Genomic DNA, 22,368 nt, shown 5'->3' on the forward strand with positions numbered 1-22,368 from the left:
TTCTACACGGTAAAAATCTGTGCGCAGGGCTCCTATTCTATGGAGACATGCCTTTACTCAATTGTAGAAGACAATTCGACTATTCAATAACAGAAAACATTTCATCTACCGATGCAGAACAATTTTTTTACCCAAATAAGCTCAAATACACAAAATATTATACAATGTTTTGTGTATTTTTTTAGAATTTTCTTTACCCCACAATCCATTCTATCGTGACTTACATAACCTAATATGAAAGAGCACATAGGAGCTCTTTCTATTGTTCATTTATTAGCATTTGTCGAACGCTAACATCAGCGTCTGCATATCATATCTATAATCAGGTATGTCATCAATGAAAAGCATACAATGAAAGGAGATCATTATGGTATTTAGACCACCTTATCAATACCCGATGTATCCGGGTGGCATGCAAATGCCTGCGCAGATGCCAGCGCAAATGCCTGCGCAAATGCGGATGCCAACACCTCCTCAGATGTCACCGCAGTCCTTTTATCCGCCTGGAGGTTTTCCTCAACCACGAATTCCAGGTGGATTTCCAATGTCCGGTGGAATGAGGGGGGCATTCGGAGGGCAAATGCCGACGCCACCCGTACAGGAACCTTCCAAAATCGGTTCATTTTTACAGCAAGCAAATAGTTTATTTAACTCTGCCAAAACGTATACCCCTTATATACAACAAGCAATGCCGATGGTGAAAAACATCCCTTCACTTTTAAAACTGTATAAAGGTTTTCAGGGACTCCCAGCAGCTGGAGCGGCAGCAGGGGTTGCAGCAGCTGCTGCAACTGATGCAGTGGCAGCTAGTAAAGTAGCAGGCTCCTCTAAAGGTAAACGTTCAACGCAAAAAAATGCGGCGCCTACCCCACGAGAACCAATTCCATCCAAACCGCGTATTTTCCAGCCACCTATGGAGTGAAGGTTTCTTTGTATTCGCCGTGCCTGTCCGTTATAATGTAGGTAGGTAAGCTTGAAAGGAGTCACAACCATGCAAGTATTAAAAATTAATCCACGTGGCTATTGCTACGGTGTTGTTGATGCGATGGTCATTGCACGTAACGCCGCACTCGATAAAACATTACCAAGACCTATCTACATTTTAGGGATGATTGTGCACAATAAACATGTTACAGATGCCTTTGAAGAAGATGGTATCATTACACTAGACGGCGATAATCGCTTAGAAATTATTGAACAGGTTGAAACGGGCACTGTTATTTTCACGGCGCATGGTGTTTCACCTGAAATTCGTGAAATTGCGAAACGCAAAGGCCTAGTATCCATTGATGCTACATGTCCTGACGTAACAGTAACACACGATTTAATTCGTGAAAAATCAGCTGAAGGCTACGATATTATTTATATTGGTAAGAAAGGTCATCCAGAGCCAGAAGGTGCAATCGGTGTTGCTCCAGACCATGTTCATTTAGTACAATCTTCAACGGATATTGATGCATTAAACTTAACAAATGATAAATTGCTAGTAACGAACCAGACGACTATGAGTCAATGGGATGTTGCTCATTTAATGGATAGTTTAAAAGAGAAATTCCCACATATTGAAGTGCATAAAGAAATTTGTTTAGCAACGCAAGTTCGTCAAGAAGCCGTTGCGAAGCAAGCAGGGGAAGCAGATTTATTAATTGTTGTTGGCGATCCAAAATCCAATAACTCGAACCGTCTAACACAAGTATCAGTAGAAATTGCAGGTACACCTTCTTACCGTATTGCAGATGTTTCTGAGCTTAAAATTGATTGGTTAAAAGGAATTAATACGGTTGCAGTCACTGCAGGTGCATCAACACCAACACCTATTGTGAAAGAGGTTATTAACTTCCTTGAGCAATTTGATGAAAGTGACGAAACGACGCATAGTATCCAACGCACAGTTACACTTGATAAAATTTTACCAAAAATAAAAACGCCTAAGCCTGTCGATAAAATTTTGCCTTATTAATTTAACCGACTTAAGGCAATGTGAAAGTACTCGATTGTTCATCAGACAATCGAGTCAGTATACGACAAAATGCATCAAGATGTTTAGCTTGATGCATTTTGTCATTTATATATATTTACTGTCGGAACTTATGCAACGTAAGACGTGGGCATTCTGCGTGGTTAGCGAGGATTGCAGCTTATTCCACTCGTAACGGACATTACCTATAGCATTTACCTATATTTTCATTCTTTACTAAAATAATAATTAATAGGACGACCAATACCACCGTAATGAACATCCATCGTTATTTCCTTTTGCTTTTCTAGAAAATCTAAGTATCGTCTTGCTGTCACACGTGCAATGCCTACTCCACTTGCAACATCTTCTGCTGATGCACCATCTACCGTTTGCAAATAATGCACTACTTTCTCTAGTGTCGCTCGATTAAAACCCTTAGGCAAACTTTTCTCAGTTTTCTCCTCAATTGCTCCTACTGCCTTACCTTCTCCACTATGATAATGGAATAACTGATCAAGCTCTCCTTGCGTTAGCTCCCGTTCTGTTTGCATTTGTTGCTTGAATCGAATGTAGTTTTCTAACGTTCCTTGCACTCGCTCAAACGAAAATGGCTTCATTATATAATCAAAGACACCAAGATGCAAAACTTGTTTTACCGTTTCCATATCATTGGCTGCTGTTACAGTAATAACATCGACAGGAATTTTGAGTTCACGGATTTTTCGCAAGGTAGTTATACCATCTTGCTCGGGCATGAAAATATCCATAAACACTAAATCAGGTCGTAGCGTACGGATTTTGTCTATTCCCTCTACGCCGTTCGATGCTTGCCCTATTACATTAAATCCTGCAACTTTTTCAATAAATTGACGGTTTACCTCCCGCACCATTGGATCATCCTCTATTAATAACACGTTTATTTGCGTCACTGTCTAGCCCTCCATACAATCGATTACAACTCTCCTCTAAAATGTGAATTAAACATACTTGTTTCTAATGTGATACGAAGTGGATGTTTTTGTACTATGTTCATTATAGAGTGTAAAATCCGAACACTAAGGATGATAAAATGTTAATAAAAAGCTTGTCCCTTTACTAGGTTCACTCATTACCTCAATTTCACCTTGACCCTTTTGTACGATTTCTTTTATTAAATACAGGCCGATACCTCGACCCTTTTTTTCTTTTGTTGAATAGCCATTATCAAAAATTTGAGCCTTTACCGCTTCCGTCATGCCGACTCCGTTATCTGTTACTAAAATAGCAAGTACATCATCATCTTCATCTACAGAAATATGAACAGTCTTTTCTTCAACTGGACTATCTTTTAATGCATCAAATGCATTTTCGATTAAATTCCCAAATAAGATGACAAAATCATGATGATCTAAATTTTTCGGGAATGTTGTGAGACGACTAGCTCGGTCTATTTCTAATGTAATCCCATGCTCTTTCGCATGCGCAATTTTACTAAGTAATAACCCCGAAATATTTTCATTTTTAATGCGCTCATTTAAAAAATTAGTGATTTCATCATGTTCTTCCTTAACTTGTGTTAAATAGGATAGTGCTTGATCATGATGTCCAAGCTGTAAAAGACCAGCAATCGTATGCAATTTATTTTTATGTTCATGTGTTTGTACACGTAATGCCTGGACAAACGCCTTCACACCGGTTAATTCCTCGGCTAATTTCTTCACCTCTGTGCGATCCTTAAACATCGCTACAGCACCAACCGTTTCACCATTGACCTGTATAGGGATACGATTACTCATAATGCTATGATCATTTATATAAAGTTCACGATTATAGATAGGACGATCTAACGCTAATATTTCTGGTAAACGGGTATCTGGTAACACCTCGAAAATTTTCTTGCCAATTAACGAAGATGGCCGTTCTGCTACACCTAAAATATCACATGCTTTTTCATTAAAAATTGTAATCGTCAATTCAGTATCTATTGCGATAATCCCTTCATGCATAGCGTTAAAAGTTTCAGTGCGTTCCACATACATTTTAGCAATTTCATGTGGCTCCAATCCAAACATTTGCTTTTTCATATGACGACCTAATGTGTGTGCACCCCATGCACTAAATAATAGTGATAAAGCTACTGTAATCATTAGCTCTTTTTGAATAGATAATAAAAGCTCGCTAACGGTTAATACACTATAACCTACGATTACAACGCCAATTTGACGTCCATTGTCAGTCATAATTGGTACGAAGGCGCGTACCATATCTCCACGTTCACCATGTGCAATGGATGTATAATAATGCTCAGAAAATGCAGCGTTTAAATCCCCTGATTGTGAGATGGTGCCGATTTCCTCCGTATTTGGATGGGAATACTTTCGTCGCTGCATATCGAGTACAACTATATACTGCGCCCCATTTATATCACGTATTTCTTCAACAACAGGATTAATATGTTTAGTCGCTTCTGTGAAATCACGATTGGCAATAGCCGTTTTCATTTCTGGTAACTGCGAGACAGTTTTTGCAACTAGTAATGCCTGTTCTGCCAGCTTTTCTTTTTGTTCATTCATGACAAACCCAAGCAAAAACGTTCCACCTATACTAAAAGATAACAAAAGTATAAAAAAAGTAAGAGACATGATTTTGCCCTTCATCGATAACTTTTGAAATTTCAAGATCATTGCCTCCCTCTTACTATATTTTAGCTTACTCCTTATGTTAGAATAACAAAAACATGTGAAAATACGAATCAATTGGGTGTAGAATATGAAAAAATTTATTATTGGGACGATTGCAACCGTTTTGATCTTAACCATTGTATTTAGTATACAGCAAGGAATATTATTTTCGAAAACGCTCCCCTATGATGATGAACAAAAGGGCCTTGATACACAAATTACGATACATTTAAGTCATGTTGTAGCTGAAAATACGCCAAAAGGTCAAGCTGCAACGAAATTTGCTGAACTTGTAGAGGAAAAAACAAACGGAAAGGTAAAAGTCCATGTTTATCCAAATGCCTCGTTATTTAACGATGAAAATGAATTCAAAGCTTTACAAGATGGAAAAGTCGAAATCATCATTCCTACTTTTTCTAAAATGACTTCCTATGTACCAGATTGGCAAGTGCTTGACCTGCCGTATCTTTTTCATACAGATGATGAAGTTCATGAGGTACTAACAGGACCAATCGGTGAACAATTATTGGATGAGTTAAAGCCTTTTAATGTACGGGGTCTCGGCTTTTGGCACAATGGCTTTAAACAGTTAACAGCGGAGCATCCAATTCATACGTTTGAAGATTTACAAGGTTTACGTATACGCACAATGCCAAGTAAAACGCTTGAAAAGCAATTTAGCTTAGTCGGGGCTACGCCTGTACCGATTTCCTTTAGCGAAGTTTTTACTGACTTAGAAACACATGCTATCGATGCACAAGAAAATACGGCCTCTAATATTTTTTCGAAGGGCTTTTACAAAGTACAAAAAAATATGACGTTAACAAACCATGGAATTTTAGGCTATTCAGTTTTAATGAATGAAAATTTTTGGGAAAAGTTACCTCAGAAAGTTCAAAAGCAGCTAATAGATGCCATGAAAGAAACAACTGAATGGCAATTTAAGCAGGCTGTGTTAATGAACGACAATGATTTACGAAAACTACAACAAGAAGCCGATTTTGAAATTTATACGATGAGCGATGAGGAGCGGCAACGCTTTCAAGAAAAACTTGCCCCTGTCTATGATTTCTATCGTGCCAATGTAAAACAGCATAATGTATTACCTGAAATCCAAAAGATTGTATCTCCTTAGAACTTTTGGTCATTAAAAATACATCCTCACTTTATGTGGGGATTTTTTCTTTTGTATTATAATAGTTTAGAGAAATTGCATTCTACTATAAAACAGCCTCAAACCATTGATATTACTAGCTTTCTATCTAATCAAATGAAAAATGAACAAAATGAACAATAGAAACTTTACGGCCATAAATCCTATTGTCGGAAAATTTCCGCTATGATAACCACATGAAAGCGTTCACAAAGTTCACATTTTTTAGGGGGAAGTATTATGCGGATAAATTTTAAAAACTTAACGGTACAAGTGCTGATTGCCATTATACTTGGTATTATTGTTGGTGCTGCATTCCCAGAGTTCGGTGCTAGCTTAAAAATATTAGCTGATATTTTTATTAAATTAATTAAAATGTTAATTGCACCTATTATTTTCTTAACTGTTGTTATCGGGATTGGTAGCATGGGTGATGTAAAAAAGGTCGGTAAAATTGGTGGTAAGGCATTAATTTATTTTGAAATTGTCTCGACTTTCGCACTTGCGATTGGCTTACTTGTTGTAAATATCATTCAACCTGGTAAAGGATTTAATACAGATGCAGCAAACGCTGCGGATGTTTCACAATATACAGAGCAAGCTGCTGCTGCTGAGCATGGTTTTGGGGCATTTATAATGCAAATTATCCCAGATAATGTTGTCGGTGCACTTGCGAATGGTGAGTTATTACCTGTTTTATTTTCAGCTGTATTATTCGGGTTAGCAGCAGCGGCTATTGGAGAACCGGCTAAACCTGTTATCAAATTTTTCGAGCAAGTAGCAGATATTTTCTTTAAAATTGTTAATATGGTGATGAAAATTTCCCCAATTGGTGCATTTGGTGCTATGAGTTACACAATCGGGAACTTCGGTATAAAATCACTTGGGAACTTAGGTTTCTTAATGTTATCTGTCTATATTACAATGTTCATATTTATCGTTGTCGTTATTGGTTTAATTACACGCTTCTTTGGCTTTAGTATTTTTAAATTCATTAAATATATTAAAGATGAAATTTTTATCGTTATCGGTACATCATCTTCTGAATCTGCACTTCCTTCGATGATGCGCAAATTAGAAAATTACGGCTGTTCGAAACAAGTTGTAGGTCTTGTAATTCCAACAGGTTATTCCTTTAACCTGGACGGCACTTCCATTTATCTATCAATGGCGGCTATCTTTATCGCACAAGCTTATGGGGTTGATTTAGATATTTGGCATCAGCTTACTTTACTTGCTATTTTAATGTTAACGTCTAAAGGAGCTGCTGGTGTAACAGGCTCAGGCTTTATTACGCTTGCTGCAACACTCGCTGCATTCCCTATGATTCCTGTAGAAGGGATTGCACTGCTAATTGGTGTCGATCGATTTATGTCTGAGGCACGCGCTGTTACTAACTTAATTGGTAACGGTGTAGCGACAGTAGTTGTATCTAAGATGGAAAATGAATTCGATACAGAGCAAGAAAAACGTGCATTATCCGGTAAAATCATTTCTAACTAATAATAATGAAACCTCCAATCTACTCGGTTAGTAAGTAGATTGGAGGTTTTTTACATACCTAAAAGCATTTAATAGACTTCAATTTCTAATGCTACGTATTCAAAAATCGAGCGTTCGAACATCGGAAATATGCTCAACGCAGCCGCTCTATTATCGACTTGCAGTTTCCAACATGCAACTTTGTCCACGACACTAAAAATCCTTCATCGTATTCACTTATTTCCCCTCTAATACTTCAATAATTTCTTTGAGCGTGTTGGTTGTGCCGACATTGCCAGGGAAGATAATGAAAGAAGAACGAGGGAACTTGCTTTCTTCTCCGGTTTTCCACACTGGAACACCCGGTTTAATTTGACCTACTACTTCAGCGCGCTTGACTGATAGTCCCACTGTTCCAACACTGGATGAAGTGATTCCACCTTTTGCAACTATGTACTTCGGTCGTACCTTTAAGTCAGTGACAATGCTTGTCACTGCTTGTGATATTTTAACAGATAGTTGAAGTTCACTTTCGCCTTGATTCACTCCTAAGTCCAATCTCTCCCGACGAGTGTAATAAACTACGGATTTTCCAGAAGTAATCAGCTCTTCGCAAGTAATACGGACACGATTGATTTCCTGTTGGAATTTCTCATCATCGTGCACAAGATGAACATTAAACTCTACTCCTGTTACTAGACCACTATCAAGAAGGGCACACAATTGATCTGTTGTCTTTTGAACGTGCGAGCCAACTACGATAAGTCCTCCATTTGAAGTCTCTTCCGTAATAAGCTCTACTCTTGATAAAAATGGCTTATCAGAAATGCCTCCAAGTACTTTTGTTAAGGAAGCGGCACTTCGGAAAATAAACGTTTTTCCCGCTTTCATAACTTGGAGCAAGGCAATTACAAACACTTCAACATCGCTGTAAACAGCTGCATTCACAACGACTTTCTTGAAGTTTTCAGCTTCCATTAATTGCGCTTTGATTGCTTCAATATTTTGTGAACGTAAATCTTCAATGCTGATATAAATAGTATCTTCTTTTGGATAAACACCCTTTGTTTTTTCTTCAATCCATTCGCCTAGATGTGAAGAACTAAAGCCAAAATTACGGTCTTTAGCAAACTCTGTTTCACTAGCTGGAACAAGTTCTTCTCCATACTGAACATAATGGATATTGTCGATTGTTAAACGGCCGCCTTCTTTAAAAAATGGAATAAGTATTTCCCCATCAAACTTAGTATTAGAAATTTCTTCAATTGTGTTTTTCATTGTTTCGGTTTCTAGCGGGTAATGACCACGCAATGTAGAATCCCCGCGGCTAACCAGTAGATAAGGAATTCCTTCTTGTAAGGAAACCTCATGCACTCGGCGAGCTATATCCTGATGAACAACCGCTGTTTCCTCAGCGGTAAAACTGCGAGAATTTGTTAGCAGAAAAAAAATTTGATTTTGCTCACGGAATCCTTGCTTAATGCTTTCTTCAGTCCAATCCGTATAAACAGAAACACCGTGAACGGTTTGTACACCTGTTGGGTCATCATCAAGAATCACGATTTTATGGTTAAACCCTTTTCGCGCATCCTCCAATTTCATCTGAATTTGCTCGCAACTTGGTTCAATTAGGCCTGATAATAGTTCCGATGCTTTTCTCGCTACCATTTATCGCACCTCTCTTGAAACTTCAACATTTGCTAATTTCTCATAGTGTTGGACAATGCTTGCGTGATCTAGGGTTTCCATTCCATTAGCTTTTAAAGAATAGAAAATTTCTAAGAGCTGAGCTGATAACGGAAGTGGAACAGCTAGCTCGTGAGCAGTATGCATCACATTATTTATATCTTTAAGATTAATGTCGACACGGCCACCTGCTTTAAAATTCCGGTCAAGAATCATTGGGATTTTTGCATCCATTACGGTACTTCCTGCAAGACCACCGCGAATTGCCTGATACATTTTCTCCACATTAATACCTGCTTTTGTCGCAAACACAAGTGCTTCAGATATTGCCGCAATATTTAAGTTTACGATAATTTGATTTGCAAGCTTTGCAGTAGATCCGCTGCCTGAGTCACCGACAAGTACAATGTTATTGCCCATATCGCCAAGAATGTCTTTTACACTTTCAAACACTTCTTCTTTTCCACCAACCATGATTGTCAGTGAACCATCAATTGCTTTCGGCTCACCACCACTGACTGGTGCATCAAGAAAATGTACCCCTTGTTTTGCAGAAAGCTCGTACATTTCTTTTGATTCAACTGGTGTGACAGAGCTCATGTCGATGATGACCATACCCTTACGAGCACCTTCCATAACCCCATGTTCACCAAAGATAGCTTGCTGGACATGTCTCCCTTTCGGCAACATTGTAATTACGACATCACTTGTTAATGCTACCCCCTTTCCAGAGGTAGCTATCTTTGCACCTTCTTTTGCAAGCATCTCAACCGCTAGTGTATTCAGGTCGAATACAGTAACCTCGTTACCCTTTTTCAAAAGGTTGCGTACCATTGGCGCCCCCATAATGCCAAGTCCAATAAATCCAAGTTTCTTCTTCAATTTAACTTCAGCTCCAATCTAGTTGTTCATTAACTGATATAAAGTACCCTATTCATACTTAATCAACTATATATAGCGGTGGACTAGCCATCCGCCTTGCCTATTAAACAAGTAAATTACAAACCTGGTAAAATTCCTTGGAACATGCTTAGAACGTAAACGGAAATTAATACGGTCACCCCTGATAAGAAGCCCCCTATTGACCAAACTTTAATTGTTTCTGTCATCGATAAACGTCCAAATTTACTTACTACCCAGAAACCAGAATCATTAGGTAGTGATAAGCCGATTCCACCAGCGCAAATAGCAAGACCTAGCACGACTGGTGATACGCCAAGTTCTGCAGCTAACGGTCCCATAATTGCAGATGTTGTAACAAGAGCAACTGTTGCAGATCCGAGCGAAGCGCGTAGAATTTGCGCAAATAAAAAAGCAAGTAGTAAAGCAGGAATGTTCAGCCCTTGCATCATGCTAATAATTAAATCCCCTATGCCGGTTTCTTGAACAACTTTACCAAAGGCACCCCCTGCACCAGTAATTAGGATGACCGCTCCACTTTGATCTAACGCCTTGGCAAAAACGGTTTTAATATCTTCCTTGATGTATGGCTTTAAGGCAAACATTGCGACAAGCACACTGATTAACAACGCAACATTTTTATCTCCAATAACGGAAAAAAGTGTCGGAACGAATTGTTCTGTGTTGTCTCTGAAAAGTAAATTTATTAACGTATTCGATAAAATCAAGATAATTGGTAAAGCGAGCATCCCAAAAGAAAGAGCAGTTGAAATTTCTTTTCTTCCAGAAAGAGTGCTGTCTGCTTCTGCTATGTCAGATTCATCAAGATGTCCCTCATTTTTAATGCGCTTTCCAATATACTTTCCATAGATTACACCGCCAACTAGTACTCCAGGAATTGAAACTAGCAATCCATAAATAAAGAACATACCTATATCTGATCCTGTTTGGTCGGCCACAACTAAAGGTCCTGGCGTCGGGATAATTACACTATGAGCTGTGATTAACCCAATCGAAAGAATCGCAACAAAAGTAGTAAGTGAGATTTTTGTTTTAAAAGAAAGATTTTGAATTAATTTATGTAAAATAATAAACGCTGCGTCAAAGAATACAGGAATTGAAACAGTAATCGATGTCATTGCAATTGCGTATGGAGATTTTTTGACCCCAAAAACGCGTAGCATTCCAGTAGCAATTTTATTAATGGCACCAGATGATGCTAAAAATTGACCAAATATAATTCCAAGTCCAATCAAAATACCGACGCCAGCTAGTGTGGTGCCAAATCCTGTGGCAATTATGCCAGGGACTTCTTTCGCCGGAATGCTTGATAACAAGCCAAGTCCAATGGCAACTACTAAAAGAGAGACGAAAGCATCCCACTTGAATCTCATAATAAGGACAAATAAAACAATTAGAGCAAGAACAAACCCGATAATGAGTGTATTACCTGTTAACATTGTAATGTATCCTCCTTAAATATAATTATCTCTAAGGTGACAACGCATACACTTTTATAAAAAGATTATTTTTTCATTCTAGTAACGGCTAACCGTGAAATATTTATAGATTTTTTAACATGGCTACCCCCTATTGCAACAACCCTAGTAAATAATGTGTCAATTAAAGCAAGTTGTACAAGGCGGCTAACCATCGCATCCGACCGCTTTTCCGTCTCTTGCGCCTGTGTAAGGAGTAGTGTATCAGCCATTTTGGCAAGCGTTGTATTTGAATTCGATGTAATAACAATAACAAATGCTCCACTTTTTTGGCTCATTTGAACGACTTCTATAATATTGACCGTTTCTCCAGAATGAGAAATTACAATGACAACATCTTCATTGTTCATATGATTGGCATATATCGCTTGATAATGCGGATCCTGAACAGCGATAGTTGTACCGCCCATTCTCATAAATTTATGAGCGACATCTTCTGCAATCGTACCCGAGAGACCTTGTCCGAAGAAAAAAAGCCTTTCTGCTTTTGCTATAATTTGAACAGCTTCTTCCATCTGAGTAATATTTAATTTCTCTTTAGTCATCGACATCGCTATAGAAAGTTGATCTGCTATTTTATCAAATACAACATTCGCAAGATCCTCATCCATAATCTCATTTTGGTCTGATGTTGATGAGTAGATGTTATTCACTTGCTCTTGAGCAAGTGCCACTTTTAACTCTTGGTAACTAGCATATCCAAGCTTTCTGTATAAACGAACAACACTCGGTTCACTTACATTGCTTAATGTTGAGAGTTCGTTCATTGATAACAAAAAAGGTTGTTTATGCATTTTCAGCTGCTCGACAACTTTTCTCTCAGAAATTGTTAGCGAATTCACCTTACTATTTATTCGTTCTTCGAAACTTAACAAGAAATCACCTCCTAATTTCAATTGTAATTTTACTACAATGATAATTTCCTCACAAGTTTATTTTTCGAAAAAGACATAATATTGTTACTTATTCACTTTTTTTCTCATAACATTGATACAGTTTTGTAGTGAAATTACAATCAAATGTAGTTTTATTACATTGAACGGATTTTAATAATTCCGAACAAGAAAACGTAAATGTTAGAGAAATTTATATTCAACTAATAATAGTGAAACCTCCAGTCTAGCTTACTCGTATAGTAAGTAGATTGGAGGTTTTTTATGGCAACATTTACACTTACATATCCAAAAGCATTTGATAGACTTTCAAAATTACCAATCCTAAACAGTCAAAATGAAACAGTTTGCATACTCCAAAAAGTTGAGCGCTCAAATATCGGAAAAGTACTTAATGCAGCCTCTCTAGTAACATCACAGCAACCGTTACCGCACCGTTATGAAATTCGGACAACGCATGGAGAACCCCTTTTTCAAGTGCGTTCTACGCTGCTCACAAAAGGTGTCAGTCATGAAATTATCATGCCTGATGGGAGTATCATACCTATTCAAAGAAAAACTGTTCAATTATTAGAATCTTCCTATTCCTTTACGATGGATGGTCTTGTCTTTCGCTTTGAGAAAGATTTCACATCGACTGCTTATTTATATTGTAATGATGAAAAAATTGCGAGTGCAAACTTCGTAGAAAATGGGATAGTACGGGAAGGCATCATTTATAAGCTATTCCATTCGGAAGATACTTTATTTGTTGCTTTACTAGCCTCATTGTTTCAATCTCTATTTGCAATAGGTAACTAACAGCACTTATGCTATAATTTGAATCATTCTATATATATGTGAGGTTAAGTATGAACGGTCAAAATAGAAAAGATATTCACCCAGGGCTTGAAGTCAATATTATTCTCAAAAAAGATCAGCGAACAGGCGTTAAAACGAAAGGGATTGTGAAAGATATTTTAACCAATTCCTCACACCATCCACATGGCATTAAGGTTCGTTTAACGGATGGCCAAATAGGTAGAGTATGTGATATTTTACAAAAATAATGAAAGAGACTGTTCTAGCGATGAACAGTCTCTTTTGTTTAAAATTGTTTGAGTGCCTGGCACTTAGCCAGTGTAAGCCTCACCCCTCGCTAACACGCGGGATTGCTCCGTCTTACTTTGCAAAATATATGATTAGTACGATAAATTGTGTGAGTGCCTGGCACTTATATTTGCACTTTCAATTCCGTGACATAGACAGCCGTTCCAGTGATTGAAATATCCAAGTTGTTGTTCACTTCGTTCACATGGACATAAACACGACCATCTCGATCAAGCTCTTGTCCTTGTTCAACAATAAGTGTTTTCGGGTATGCTACATTACTATCAACATACTTCGCATAATATGCCCCCATCACACCTGAAGCCGTTCCCGTTACTATATCTTGAATTGTGCCAGAGTATGGTGAAGAAAAATGTCTTGCATGCATATTTGCCGTTTCATCTAATGCCTCTAAACAAAATGGATGCAAGGAAGCTGTTGGCATTTCATTTAAGATAGACGGAAATTTAGCGGTTTGTGGATTCATCTTTTTGAAAGAGCTTAATTTTTGGACAGGTATTAGTAAGGTCCACAATCCTGTGCTACCATAGACAATTGGTAAATCTGAATGTAATTCATCCTCGTCAATGCCTATTGACTCAGCAAGCGCAGCTCTAGAACCATTAAATGCTTCAAACTGTGGTGCAGCATGCTGCATTGTTATGTATAGCTTTTCATCTTTTTCTTCCAGACGGATTGGTAATATTCCGGCCTTTGTTTCGATCGTAATAGTCGTTTTGTTCGCTAATAAGCCTTGTGTTTGTAGTGCATAAATGGTTGCCATTGTAGCGTGACCACATAAATCGACTTCATGCCCTGGTGTAAAATAACGAATGCGTATATCAGCTTTTTCAGACGTCATAGCAAAGGCTGTTTCATTAAAGCCAACCATTTTCGCAATTTCTTGCATCTCATGCTCACTGTATTGATTTCCTTCCACTACAACTCCAGCAGGATTCCCCTTATTTGGTATGTGACTAAATGCATCATAATGTTGAACAGTTATTGTTTTCATAAACTTCCCCACTTTTTTGTTAGAATGCTATTCAGGTTTTGATGGCAGAACTGTCAAATGATCCATTCTGCTTTCATTAGCATAACGCATAATATTACCCTTTGGTAAAGTTTCTTTAAAGTTTATTAAACTATCTTTTATGCATAGTATTCAAATTATTATTTCGTAAAAATCCAGTTCGCTTTACGTGCGTTCCCTCAGGAGTCTTCGTGGATTTTCGCTTGGATAGCCATAAAATTTTCAAAATTGTTTGAGTGCCTGGCACCTAAAAAGCATACTGGAAGTACTCCAGTATGCTAAATAACATGCTATATAATTCACTCTAGCCTAGCGAATTGTTTTTAAGGCTGTTGCCCATGGAATGACTTGATCTAACATTTGGTTTACTGAATCAGCTTGCACATCTTTTGGTTTAAACACATTGCCATTTTCAAAATCAGTAAATAACGACAGCGCAGGGTGTACACGAACATCTGCTACTGATAATTCTCCAAGAATACCACGTAAATGTTCGGCCGCACGTGCACCACCTACTGATCCGTATGACACGATACCAGCTGCTTTATTATTCCACTCTTCACGTAAATAATCTAGAGCATTTTTAAGCGCTCCTGAAATAGAATGATTGTATTCTTGAACAATAAAAACAAACCCATCACATGCAGCTACTCTTTGAGACCATGCTGCTGCTCCAGAAGCATCGCCACCTGGTTCTCCTAAAAGAGGTAGTTTGAAGTCGGCAATATCAATAATTTCATATTCTGCATCACGGCGTTTTTCTGCTAATTCCTTTACCCACTGACCAACTTGCGGACTTACACGTCCTTCACGTGTACTACCTAAAATAATCCCAATTTTCAACATCTCTATTCCTCCTTATTTGTACCTAAAAAGTGTTTTTCTGATTGCTCTTACTTTGGTGATTTTCAAAAAATTTGCGCTCTTACCAATGGTGTTCAAATAAACAGTACTTTATTCAATCAAAATTCATTAAGCAACCTTCGCATCTCGATTACTTTGAATTCATGTATCTTTATTTCGAGATAAAATTAACATATTTACATTGTCCTTGTCAATTGTTTAGCTGTTATTTTTTTGTTTTAAACCTAAAGCATACCAATAAAGGTTGATTTCACTAAAGAAAGAGAAACAATTTTCTAGTAATCGTTTCTCTTAATCGTTATCATTTTAATTTTATTGGACGTTCTAGAGCTACTAGCTCATCCTCAATAGCAGATAACTGACTATCCACTACATATTTTGCATCTGAAATCGCTGCATTATAAATATATGGAGCAATATTTTCTTTCACAAAATCAAATACTCTTTCCGCTTCAAAATCGGAAATATCCTCATCTCGTTGATTATAGAAAAAGCGTTGTATATCGGCGATGATTTGCTCTTGTTGTTCCTTTGTTAAACGGATAAACATATTTCGCCACTCCCTTCTGCGTTACATTAAATCAAGTATAGACCAATGCTTAATTTTTCTATAGTGACCATTTTTATTATTTTTTACATTCCTACTTATAATTGTCATCCGCCTCGAACCCAAACCAATCACCGATGATAACTTGCCATTTCCCCTCACTTAGACAAATTAAACTAAATCAATGCGTCTATCGCAGACAGTTACAAGTCTTTCATCGTGCGTTGCAATAATCACACTCGCACCGTTTTGACTGCATTTTCTTAATAAATTAATAATAATCTCTCTATTATTTTTATCAAGCGATGCAGTTGGTTCATCCGCATATATAATTGTTGCTTTCTTAAATATTGCCCGTGCAACACCTAGACGCTGTTTTTCCCCCCCTGATAAAACAGCCGCCATTTCTTGACCCCTTCCTTCAAGTCCAACGGTCTGTAGGATTTCTTCAACAAACTTTGACTTTGCTTGCCGCTTATTTAATGTCACGTTATAACTGACGTTTTCATCTTCAATGATGCCATAGTCTTGATAAATAAATGCCGCACTTTTTTTCCAAAAATTCGTTTTTTCTTTTTCATTCCAGTTGCTAGCTTTTTGATTTTCTATCATAATTTCTCCATTGCTTACTGATTGAATAAGACCTAGGCAATTTAAAAGGGTTGTTTTGCCACTACCAGATGGACCCGTAATGGCAATCATTTCGTTACGATTAATATTAAGTGACATATTAGAAAAAATCTTTTTTCCACTAATTTCAATGCCAATATTTTTTGTTTGAATTACCATATAAATTACCCCTTTAGTTCATTTAATTGTACCGATGACTAGTACGATAAAATGCTTGCTTTGCGGATCTCTTAAAGGAAAGATAACTTCCTATCCAATATAAAATTCCGACAAGCAAAGCAGATGAAAGTAATATGCTAAGTTCCATATAGTGTATAAAATAGGCGATTACGGATCCGACAATCGTTGTAATAATGATTGTAAATAGTTGTCGTTTTAAAACCGGTCCAACAATCGCTGGGTAAGACAAACCAAATGTGTGCAAAGTGAAAATACGTTTTACATTCGTGCCAGCCCAAAGCCTCCCATTCAATACACCTGTCAAAAACATTGTTATGAAAATAAGCATACCCGCTACAATATAATAGACGTATTGTTGTTTAAACCTTTGAGCAGTTTCCAAAGCAACGTCTGCTATTCCATTAATCGACGTAATATGAGGTTTCATGACCGAATTAGCTAAAGCTGATTGTAAATGATTTTCATCAAAAAAAACGATATTTCCACTAGAAGCTAAAGATAATAAAAACCCCTTCGTCTTGACAATGTCTGTTAGATGACCATCTATTAGTAGAACCAACGGATTTTCTGCTTGCACTGTTTCACCTGCCAAACCAACATTTGGTGGTAAGGCAAGGAATTTTGATCCCTTATATTCGTAAAAAGTTAAACCTTGCGCTGGATAGACATCATTATGTTTTGTCCATAGTGGAATTTGACCTTCTAAAAACGATGACAATTCAAATGGTAAATCTTCAACATTTTTTGCAATGAGTTTCCCGCCTTTGCCTTCTGTTTCCACACCTATTTCTAGCAAATCAATCCAAGCTCTATCCGTCATAATAATGTGATCATAGCCACCCATCTCAGATGACTCTAATGAAATTGATTTATCGATAACTAGTGAAAGACTTAAATTATTAGCCTCTTGCATTTTAGAAAAAAAATCTTCTACATCGGGAAGTACCGCCTCTTGTTCTAATGAATCTAAGTCAATAATTGACAGTCGAACGACATTTTGCATTTTGTCCCAGAGCGAATATTCTTTTGACAATTGATTGGTTATTAGTAAAGATGTGATGATAGTCGGTATAACAATTAGCGATAATATCATGACAAGAACATGACTTAGCTTTCCCATTATGGAAAACCGCTTCAACGGTATTTGTCTTTTGGCTATATGGGCAGCTTTTGGGCCAGCAATTAGCGAAAGCAATACTGTGATGATGCCAACGACAATCAAGAATAGCAATAGACATAGTATTAGACGATTGAATACCAATGGAATTTGTCGAATGTCCTTTATGACACCTACATAGCCTAATGAAATAAACAAACCTAGTAAAAAACCGGCAAAGATAAAAGATACTATTGTCGTTGTATCCTCCACATGAATTTTCTCTGCATTAACACCGCCTAATAATCGAATAGACCTTGCTTTTGCATGTTGAAATATCCACGTAATAATTGTCGTTACTAATAACAACAAGGAAGCGAGCACTGCATTTCCTATACCATTTTGAAATAAGTATGCATAAACTATTGTAAGTATAGATGGTTCTTGAACAAATAAAATCCTAATTTGATGCTGTTGCGCCCATTGTTTAAGTGCTTCTTGAAATTCTTTTCCACCGTTAAAAGCATAGGTGCCTGATAAAGAACGGGTGCCTATTTCTGCAGCAGAAAGCAACTCACCTGTTAAAGTAGAATCGAACCACTTAATTTCTTTATGCGCTATAAGCAAGCCATGAAATGCTGGTTTAGCAGTCCCAAAATAAATAATATCTTTTTTGTTGTCATAGTTTTCTGGGTCAACAGAAGTTTTTACTACAATTGCTTTATATTGATCTGTTAATCGATTAAGGTCTGAAACCAACTTATCTTTTGCAATAGTGGTTTCAGCAAGATTTAAATCAAATTGATTTGTAGTGCCTAAAGGCAGCCGCTGTTGGACAAGCGACGTATATTGAAAAATAAGCAGAGACAGCATAATTACACAAATCATTGATGTCAATTGTATTGCTCTTTTAAGCATGACTCTCCTCCTTAATTAAGAAGCTTGGAAAGCCTACTGCGAAAGACATTCCAAGCCTCTAAAGTATTGAAGCTACAGTAATTAATCGCATACTCGATAGTAATAACGATCAACGTGGGTAGGGTACTGCACTGCCCAAAGTTCAGCAATTGATGTTTTCCCTGCTACAGTATCAACTGATCTAGATTGATTACCATTCAACTCTACTGTGCTTCCATGACAGCGATCCACTGTATAGTATGAACGAACTTTAGCATTCCAAAATCCATACTCCCAAGTGCCACCTTCATTTGGATATTGTGTGATTGGTCCTGGTGCTAGCCATTTACGAGAAATATCTTCTTGGTTGAATTGATCTCTTTGTGTTGCAACCGTTGATGTTGCAGCAATTAAAGGATCATGAATAGCATTATGAGACACTGCCAAAACCCCATTTGCAGATGGCAATAATAATAATGCCATCCACGCTAACACTACTATTTTCACCCTCACAGTTCTTTTGGCTAACATATTATTCACCTCCTTTCATTTGACAAGGAAGAATTTTGTTTAATGGCTATTTTTTATTATGTATGGTGCTGGAAACTTTTTAATTTTATCGTCTCTTTTCATTTAGAAACACCCCTCCTATTTCTAGCATTATTGTTGTCGCCAACACTTTTCTACATTAGTTCAATTTGCATTCTCAGTCGATTCTCATTTAATTAATTTTTATATACCACAAAATAATAGAAAAATCAATATATTTTAAATATTTATATAACAGTAAAAAATAGTAGATTTATCTTTTTAAGCCTCAACAAAAAAACGCAACCTTTAAAGGAAATTCCTCTAAAAGTTGCGTTTATTCACATACTATTTGTTACATTCAAACGAATAGTTCGTTGATAAAAAATTCTTTTCTTTCGATACAATGGCTTTGCCCCCATCGTCTTCACATTGCTCAGTCATTGCATCTATTTTTTTCTCATTCATCATATTCGTCATAATTGTCATGCCGCCTCCGAACACAGCAATTAGTAAACCAATTATAATCCATAACTTGCCGGCACTATTGCCAGCAGGTCTCCCATTTGCCACTCCCATTCCCCTCTCTTAAACAAATAAAAACGGTTCCGTATGAATAGTAGATTGAACAAATTCTACTGCATATTTTTTTGTGTCACACATCGTCGCCATTTTTTTGGCAACCCCTGCAATCATTACTTTTTCTACATGATGACCTGGGTCTACAATTTGTAAACCAATTGCTTGTGCATCCTGAGCAGTATGGAAATACATATCACCTGTTAAAAACACATCCGCTCCAGCACGCTTTGCCGTATAAATATATTTATTTCCGTCTCCACCAACTACGGCAATCTTTCTTACCTTTGATTGCAGATCTCCGACAACACGAACAGCTGGCACATCTAGTTGTTTCTTTACAAATTCTGCAAAGCCTTTTAACGTCATTTCTTCGGGTAAATAGCCAACACGTCCTAATCCCATAATGTTCGTTTGCTGATCTAAGCGTATCACATCATATGCAGGCTCCTCATATGGATGGGCATTTAACATCGCCTTTAAAACGCGATTTTTAATGGGCGTTGGGAATACCACTTCCACTTTGACTTCTTCTTCCACATGTAACTCACCAACCGAACCAACATATGGATTAGCCCCTTCTAGCGCTCGGAATCGACCTTCTCCACTCGTTGTATAGCTACATGCCTCATAAGAACCTATACGACCAGCGCCAGCCTTTGCTAATGCCTCACGTAACGTATCCGCATTTGCAGTCGGTACGAACACAGCTAGCTTAAGAACATCCTCAGCATACGTTTCTTCTAAAATAGAACGATTTTCAAGCAGCAATGCATCAGCCAATAAATCATTGACACCACCCTCAGCCACATCTAAATTGGTATGTGCGGCATAAACAGCAATATCATGTTTGATAAGCTTTTCGTATAATTGTCCTGCAGGATTGTCCGTACGAATATTGGCTAGTCGGCGGAAAATTGGTGGATGATGCGCGATAATCAATTCACAACCTTGAGCGATAGCCTCATCTGCTACAGCTTCATTGACATCCAATGTGACTAAAACTTTGCTTACAGGTTTATTTAGTGTTCCAATGGCAAGCCCAATTGGATCATTTTCCATACAAGCAAGATTTTTCGGTGACCATGATTCAAATAATTGAATAATCTCCTGACCATTCACAGATTTCATGCTATAAAACTCCTTCCACTAAATCAAGTAGCGCTTTTAAATCTGCACGTTTTTCCTCAATATCAAGTGTTGGCTCTGCCCCTTCAATAGATTGTAAAACGCGCTGCCAATTTTCCTTTTCTCGATTCCATTTTTTCATAAATGCTGGTGATTGACGAAGCAATAATTTAGGTCCAAATAAGATGTCTGCTGCAGTTAGCTCCATCGGCCCTCGTTGTAAGACAAGAATTTCGTAAATTTTTTCGTCTTCCTCTAAAATATCTTCATCGAGGATTGCCCAATTATTTTTTAAAGCCCATTCCCGAATAACTTTTGCATGAATGTTTGGCTGCAAAATTAGACGTGTAACACCTTGTAAGCTTTGTGGATGTTTCTCTAATATTGACACAATAAGAGGTCCACCCATTCCTGCAATTGTAATAGTATCTACATGGTCTGATTCTTCCACTGCAGCTAAGCCGTCTGCCAATCTAACCGTGATTTGTTCTGTTAATCCTTCTTTTTTCACTTGTCCCACCGCTGAATCATAAGGGCCTTTTACTACTTCTCCTGCTACTGCGCTAGTAGCTATTCCCTTATGAATTAAATAGCATGGTAAATAAGCATGATCACTGCCAATATCCGCCACAACCGCACCTGTTGGAACAAATTTTGCCACTGTTTCTAATCGCTTTGATAATTTTTGTGCGTTCATTTTTAACCGCCTACCTTATATAGAGTCCATTCTAGTATGTATGATGTTGAACAAAAAAACAAATGGAGTTGTCTCATATATTGAGCAACTCCATTATAATAATAGAAGCTGTACTAAAAGCGTAAATACACTTTTAGTACAGCCACTTTTCAAAACTATTCTAGAGTAGAAATGTACTCAGCGATTGCTTTTGCTTCCGCTTCGTTTTTCATTCCTGGTGTCATCGGAGTTCCTGGAATACCGTTTGTTAACACGTCTACGATATGAGCTTCATCTAAACCATGTAGGTTTGGACCAACACTACCAGTTAAGTCACCACCGTGACAACCGATACAAGTTTGTACTAATGCAGAACCATCATCATTAGCTTCTGTAGTTTCGCCACCACCCTCATGTTCAGCAGCAATTTCTTTCTTGTTATCTGCGCCTTGTAAAGACATGAAGAAAATAAGACCAATACCAAATGCCAGAATCAAGATGTAAGGAACGACTGGATTGTTTTTCATATGTTTCCCCTCCTCATTAATAAATCTACTTCTATTATAATATAGAATCAGTCAACATCTAATATTGTACTGCATTAAACATGAAACGAAAAGCCCCATTCGCTAAGTTTTCCTTTGTTTGTAACAATTTCGACATTTCTGTATCAATTGGATAAATTATGTCTTGTTAAAACCAATATTTAGACTTATGGAGAACCCTTTCCAAACGAAAATTGTTTTACTTCTCGCAAATATTTTGCCACTTCAATTGCATTCATATACATCTAACGATGAAAATTAATTGCTCCTTTCTCGTTAAACCTTTGTGCTTTATTAAGCTGACTATATATAATGACATTTGCATAAATAGGTTATACTATTA

The 22,368-nt window shown here is 37.3% G+C and carries 22 protein-coding genes; 6 read left to right on the forward strand and 16 right to left on the reverse strand.

Annotated features, from left to right (window positions below; all coding sequences use genetic code 11):
• Positions 1-367 precede the first annotated feature (367 nt).
• Entirely contained in the window at positions 368-922 is a 555-nt protein-coding gene (gene vrrA / locus ACIP9G_RS04700; protein ID WP_340823669.1) for a VrrA/YqfQ family protein, read from the forward strand.
• A gap of 69 nt (positions 923-991) precedes the next feature.
• Positions 992-1,960: a 4-hydroxy-3-methylbut-2-enyl diphosphate reductase gene (locus ACIP9G_RS04705; RefSeq protein WP_340823667.1), complete on the forward strand. Its 969-nt coding sequence runs from the start codon at positions 992-994 to the stop codon at positions 1,958-1,960.
• Positions 1,961-2,184: 224 nt separating this feature from the next.
• Here ACIP9G_RS04705 and ACIP9G_RS04710 read toward each other — a convergent pair whose 3' ends face one another.
• Both ACIP9G_RS04710 and ACIP9G_RS04715 read right to left on the reverse strand, forming a co-directional pair.
• Complete coding sequence (locus ACIP9G_RS04710) at positions 2,185-2,889, reverse strand: response regulator (protein ID WP_401017767.1); 705 nt, start codon at positions 2,887-2,889, stop codon at positions 2,185-2,187.
• Positions 2,890-3,015: 126 nt separating this feature from the next.
• Positions 3,016-4,596: an ATP-binding protein gene (locus tag ACIP9G_RS04715; protein ID WP_401018171.1), complete on the reverse strand. Its 1,581-nt coding sequence runs from the start codon at positions 4,594-4,596 to the stop codon at positions 3,016-3,018.
• Between the two features lie 112 nt (positions 4,597-4,708).
• On the opposite strand from ACIP9G_RS04715, the gene ACIP9G_RS04720 reads away from it, so the two are divergent.
• The gene (locus tag ACIP9G_RS04720; protein WP_401017770.1) at positions 4,709-5,755 is read left to right on the forward strand and encodes a TRAP transporter substrate-binding protein; all 1,047 of its coding nucleotides are present in this window, start codon (positions 4,709-4,711) and stop codon (positions 5,753-5,755) included.
• A 258-nt stretch (positions 5,756-6,013) separates the two neighbouring features.
• Positions 6,014-7,276: a dicarboxylate/amino acid:cation symporter gene (locus ACIP9G_RS04725; RefSeq protein WP_401017772.1), complete on the forward strand. Its 1,263-nt coding sequence runs from the start codon at positions 6,014-6,016 to the stop codon at positions 7,274-7,276.
• Between the two features lie 216 nt (positions 7,277-7,492).
• Here the strand turns inward: ACIP9G_RS04725 and ACIP9G_RS04730 are convergent, their stop codons facing one another.
• The 4 genes from ACIP9G_RS04730 to ACIP9G_RS04745 all read right to left on the reverse strand — a co-directional run bounded on the left by ACIP9G_RS04730 (position 7,493) and on the right by ACIP9G_RS04745 (position 12,215).
• On the reverse strand, positions 7,493-8,923 hold the full coding sequence (locus ACIP9G_RS04730) for a four-carbon acid sugar kinase family protein (RefSeq protein WP_401017775.1): 1,431 nt from the start codon (positions 8,921-8,923) through the stop codon (positions 7,493-7,495).
• Positions 8,924-9,823 carry a 2-hydroxy-3-oxopropionate reductase gene (gene garR, locus ACIP9G_RS04735; protein ID WP_401017778.1) on the reverse strand — a complete coding sequence of 300 codons (900 nt, stop codon included), beginning with the start codon at positions 9,821-9,823 and terminating at the stop codon, positions 8,924-8,926.
• A gap of 116 nt (positions 9,824-9,939) precedes the next feature.
• Positions 9,940-11,301: a GntP family permease gene (locus tag ACIP9G_RS04740; RefSeq protein WP_401017780.1), complete on the reverse strand. Its 1,362-nt coding sequence runs from the start codon at positions 11,299-11,301 to the stop codon at positions 9,940-9,942.
• A 65-nt stretch (positions 11,302-11,366) separates the two neighbouring features.
• Positions 11,367-12,215, reverse strand: coding sequence for a MurR/RpiR family transcriptional regulator (locus tag ACIP9G_RS04745; RefSeq protein ID WP_401017782.1), 849 nt, complete (start codon positions 12,213-12,215; stop codon positions 11,367-11,369).
• 282 nt (positions 12,216-12,497) lie between these two features.
• On the opposite strand from ACIP9G_RS04745, the gene ACIP9G_RS04750 reads away from it, so the two are divergent.
• Positions 12,498-13,034, forward strand: a complete 537-nt coding sequence (locus ACIP9G_RS04750; protein WP_401017785.1) for a tubby C-terminal domain-like protein — start codon at positions 12,498-12,500, stop codon at positions 13,032-13,034.
• A 50-nt stretch (positions 13,035-13,084) separates the two neighbouring features.
• The gene (locus ACIP9G_RS04755; protein ID WP_340823655.1) at positions 13,085-13,282 is read left to right on the forward strand and encodes a YwbE family protein; all 198 of its coding nucleotides are present in this window, start codon (positions 13,085-13,087) and stop codon (positions 13,280-13,282) included.
• Positions 13,283-13,446: 164 nt separating this feature from the next.
• Here ACIP9G_RS04755 and ACIP9G_RS04760 read toward each other — a convergent pair whose 3' ends face one another.
• From ACIP9G_RS04760 to cccA, 10 genes are all read right to left on the reverse strand, one after another.
• Entirely contained in the window at positions 13,447-14,337 is an 891-nt protein-coding gene (locus ACIP9G_RS04760) for a PhzF family phenazine biosynthesis isomerase (RefSeq protein ID WP_401017789.1), read from the reverse strand.
• 327 nt (positions 14,338-14,664) lie between these two features.
• Positions 14,665-15,201 (reverse strand): NADPH-dependent FMN reductase, encoded by a 537-nt coding sequence (locus ACIP9G_RS04765; RefSeq protein ID WP_340823651.1) that lies wholly within the window; start codon positions 15,199-15,201, stop codon positions 14,665-14,667.
• Between the two features lie 319 nt (positions 15,202-15,520).
• Positions 15,521-15,769 carry a DUF2164 domain-containing protein gene (locus ACIP9G_RS04770; RefSeq protein ID WP_340823650.1) on the reverse strand — a complete coding sequence of 83 codons (249 nt, stop codon included), beginning with the start codon at positions 15,767-15,769 and terminating at the stop codon, positions 15,521-15,523.
• Between the two features lie 168 nt (positions 15,770-15,937).
• Positions 15,938-16,555, reverse strand: coding sequence for an ABC transporter ATP-binding protein (locus ACIP9G_RS04775; RefSeq protein ID WP_340823649.1), 618 nt, complete (start codon positions 16,553-16,555; stop codon positions 15,938-15,940).
• Positions 16,556-16,577: 22 nt separating this feature from the next.
• A complete protein-coding gene (locus ACIP9G_RS04780) occupies positions 16,578-18,590 on the reverse strand; it encodes a hypothetical protein (protein ID WP_401017794.1) in 2,013 nt (670 codons plus the stop codon).
• 81 nt (positions 18,591-18,671) lie between these two features.
• Positions 18,672-19,100, reverse strand: coding sequence for a lactococcin 972 family bacteriocin (locus tag ACIP9G_RS04785; RefSeq protein WP_401017796.1), 429 nt, complete (start codon positions 19,098-19,100; stop codon positions 18,672-18,674).
• A gap of 345 nt (positions 19,101-19,445) precedes the next feature.
• Positions 19,446-19,670 (reverse strand): hypothetical protein, encoded by a 225-nt coding sequence (locus ACIP9G_RS04790; RefSeq protein WP_401017798.1) that lies wholly within the window; start codon positions 19,668-19,670, stop codon positions 19,446-19,448.
• A 15-nt stretch (positions 19,671-19,685) separates the two neighbouring features.
• On the reverse strand, positions 19,686-20,807 hold the full coding sequence (locus ACIP9G_RS04795; protein ID WP_340823643.1) for a Nif3-like dinuclear metal center hexameric protein: 1,122 nt from the start codon (positions 20,805-20,807) through the stop codon (positions 19,686-19,688).
• A 1-nt stretch (position 20,808) separates the two neighbouring features.
• Positions 20,809-21,501 (reverse strand): tRNA (adenine(22)-N(1))-methyltransferase, encoded by a 693-nt coding sequence (locus ACIP9G_RS04800; protein ID WP_401017802.1) that lies wholly within the window; start codon positions 21,499-21,501, stop codon positions 20,809-20,811.
• Between the two features lie 155 nt (positions 21,502-21,656).
• Positions 21,657-22,007: a cytochrome c550 gene (gene cccA, locus ACIP9G_RS04805; RefSeq protein WP_172772070.1), complete on the reverse strand. Its 351-nt coding sequence runs from the start codon at positions 22,005-22,007 to the stop codon at positions 21,657-21,659.
• Between the last annotated feature and the right edge of the window lie 361 nt (positions 22,008-22,368).

The sequence above is a fragment of the Lysinibacillus sp. NPDC093197 genome (assembly GCF_044754025.1).
Lineage (GTDB): Bacteria > Bacillota > Bacilli > Bacillales_A > Planococcaceae > Lysinibacillus.

Excerpts from the sequence above, each read along its gene's own strand:
- vrrA (WP_340823669.1), top strand. The coding sequence starts at position 368 with ATGGTATTTAGACCACCTTATCAATACCCGATGTATCCGGGTGGCATG.
- ACIP9G_RS04705 (WP_340823667.1), top strand. The coding sequence starts at position 992 with ATGCAAGTATTAAAAATTAATCCACGTGGCTATTGCTACGGTGTTGTT.
- ACIP9G_RS04715 (WP_401018171.1), bottom strand. The coding sequence starts at position 4,596 with ATGAAGGGCAAAATCATGTCTCTTACTTTTTTTATACTTTTGTTATCT.
- ACIP9G_RS04720 (WP_401017770.1), top strand. The coding sequence starts at position 4,709 with ATGAAAAAATTTATTATTGGGACGATTGCAACCGTTTTGATCTTAACC.
- ACIP9G_RS04725 (WP_401017772.1), top strand. The coding sequence starts at position 6,014 with ATGCGGATAAATTTTAAAAACTTAACGGTACAAGTGCTGATTGCCATT.
- ACIP9G_RS04730 (WP_401017775.1), bottom strand. The coding sequence starts at position 8,923 with ATGGTAGCGAGAAAAGCATCGGAACTATTATCAGGCCTAATTGAACCA.
- ACIP9G_RS04740 (WP_401017780.1), bottom strand. The coding sequence starts at position 11,301 with ATGTTAACAGGTAATACACTCATTATCGGGTTTGTTCTTGCTCTAATT.
- ACIP9G_RS04750 (WP_401017785.1), top strand. The coding sequence starts at position 12,498 with ATGGCAACATTTACACTTACATATCCAAAAGCATTTGATAGACTTTCA.
- ACIP9G_RS04755 (WP_340823655.1), top strand. The coding sequence starts at position 13,085 with ATGAACGGTCAAAATAGAAAAGATATTCACCCAGGGCTTGAAGTCAAT.
- ACIP9G_RS04760 (WP_401017789.1), bottom strand. The coding sequence starts at position 14,337 with ATGAAAACAATAACTGTTCAACATTATGATGCATTTAGTCACATACCA.
- ACIP9G_RS04765 (WP_340823651.1), bottom strand. The coding sequence starts at position 15,201 with ATGTTGAAAATTGGGATTATTTTAGGTAGTACACGTGAAGGACGTGTA.
- ACIP9G_RS04770 (WP_340823650.1), bottom strand. The coding sequence starts at position 15,769 with ATGTTTATCCGTTTAACAAAGGAACAACAAGAGCAAATCATCGCCGAT.
- ACIP9G_RS04775 (WP_340823649.1), bottom strand. The coding sequence starts at position 16,555 with ATGGTAATTCAAACAAAAAATATTGGCATTGAAATTAGTGGAAAAAAG.
- ACIP9G_RS04780 (WP_401017794.1), bottom strand. The coding sequence starts at position 18,590 with ATGCTTAAAAGAGCAATACAATTGACATCAATGATTTGTGTAATTATG.
- ACIP9G_RS04785 (WP_401017796.1), bottom strand. The coding sequence starts at position 19,100 with ATGTTAGCCAAAAGAACTGTGAGGGTGAAAATAGTAGTGTTAGCGTGG.
- ACIP9G_RS04795 (WP_340823643.1), bottom strand. The coding sequence starts at position 20,807 with ATGAAATCTGTGAATGGTCAGGAGATTATTCAATTATTTGAATCATGG.
- ACIP9G_RS04800 (WP_401017802.1), bottom strand. The coding sequence starts at position 21,501 with ATGAACGCACAAAAATTATCAAAGCGATTAGAAACAGTGGCAAAATTT.
- cccA (WP_172772070.1), bottom strand. The coding sequence starts at position 22,007 with ATGAAAAACAATCCAGTCGTTCCTTACATCTTGATTCTGGCATTTGGT.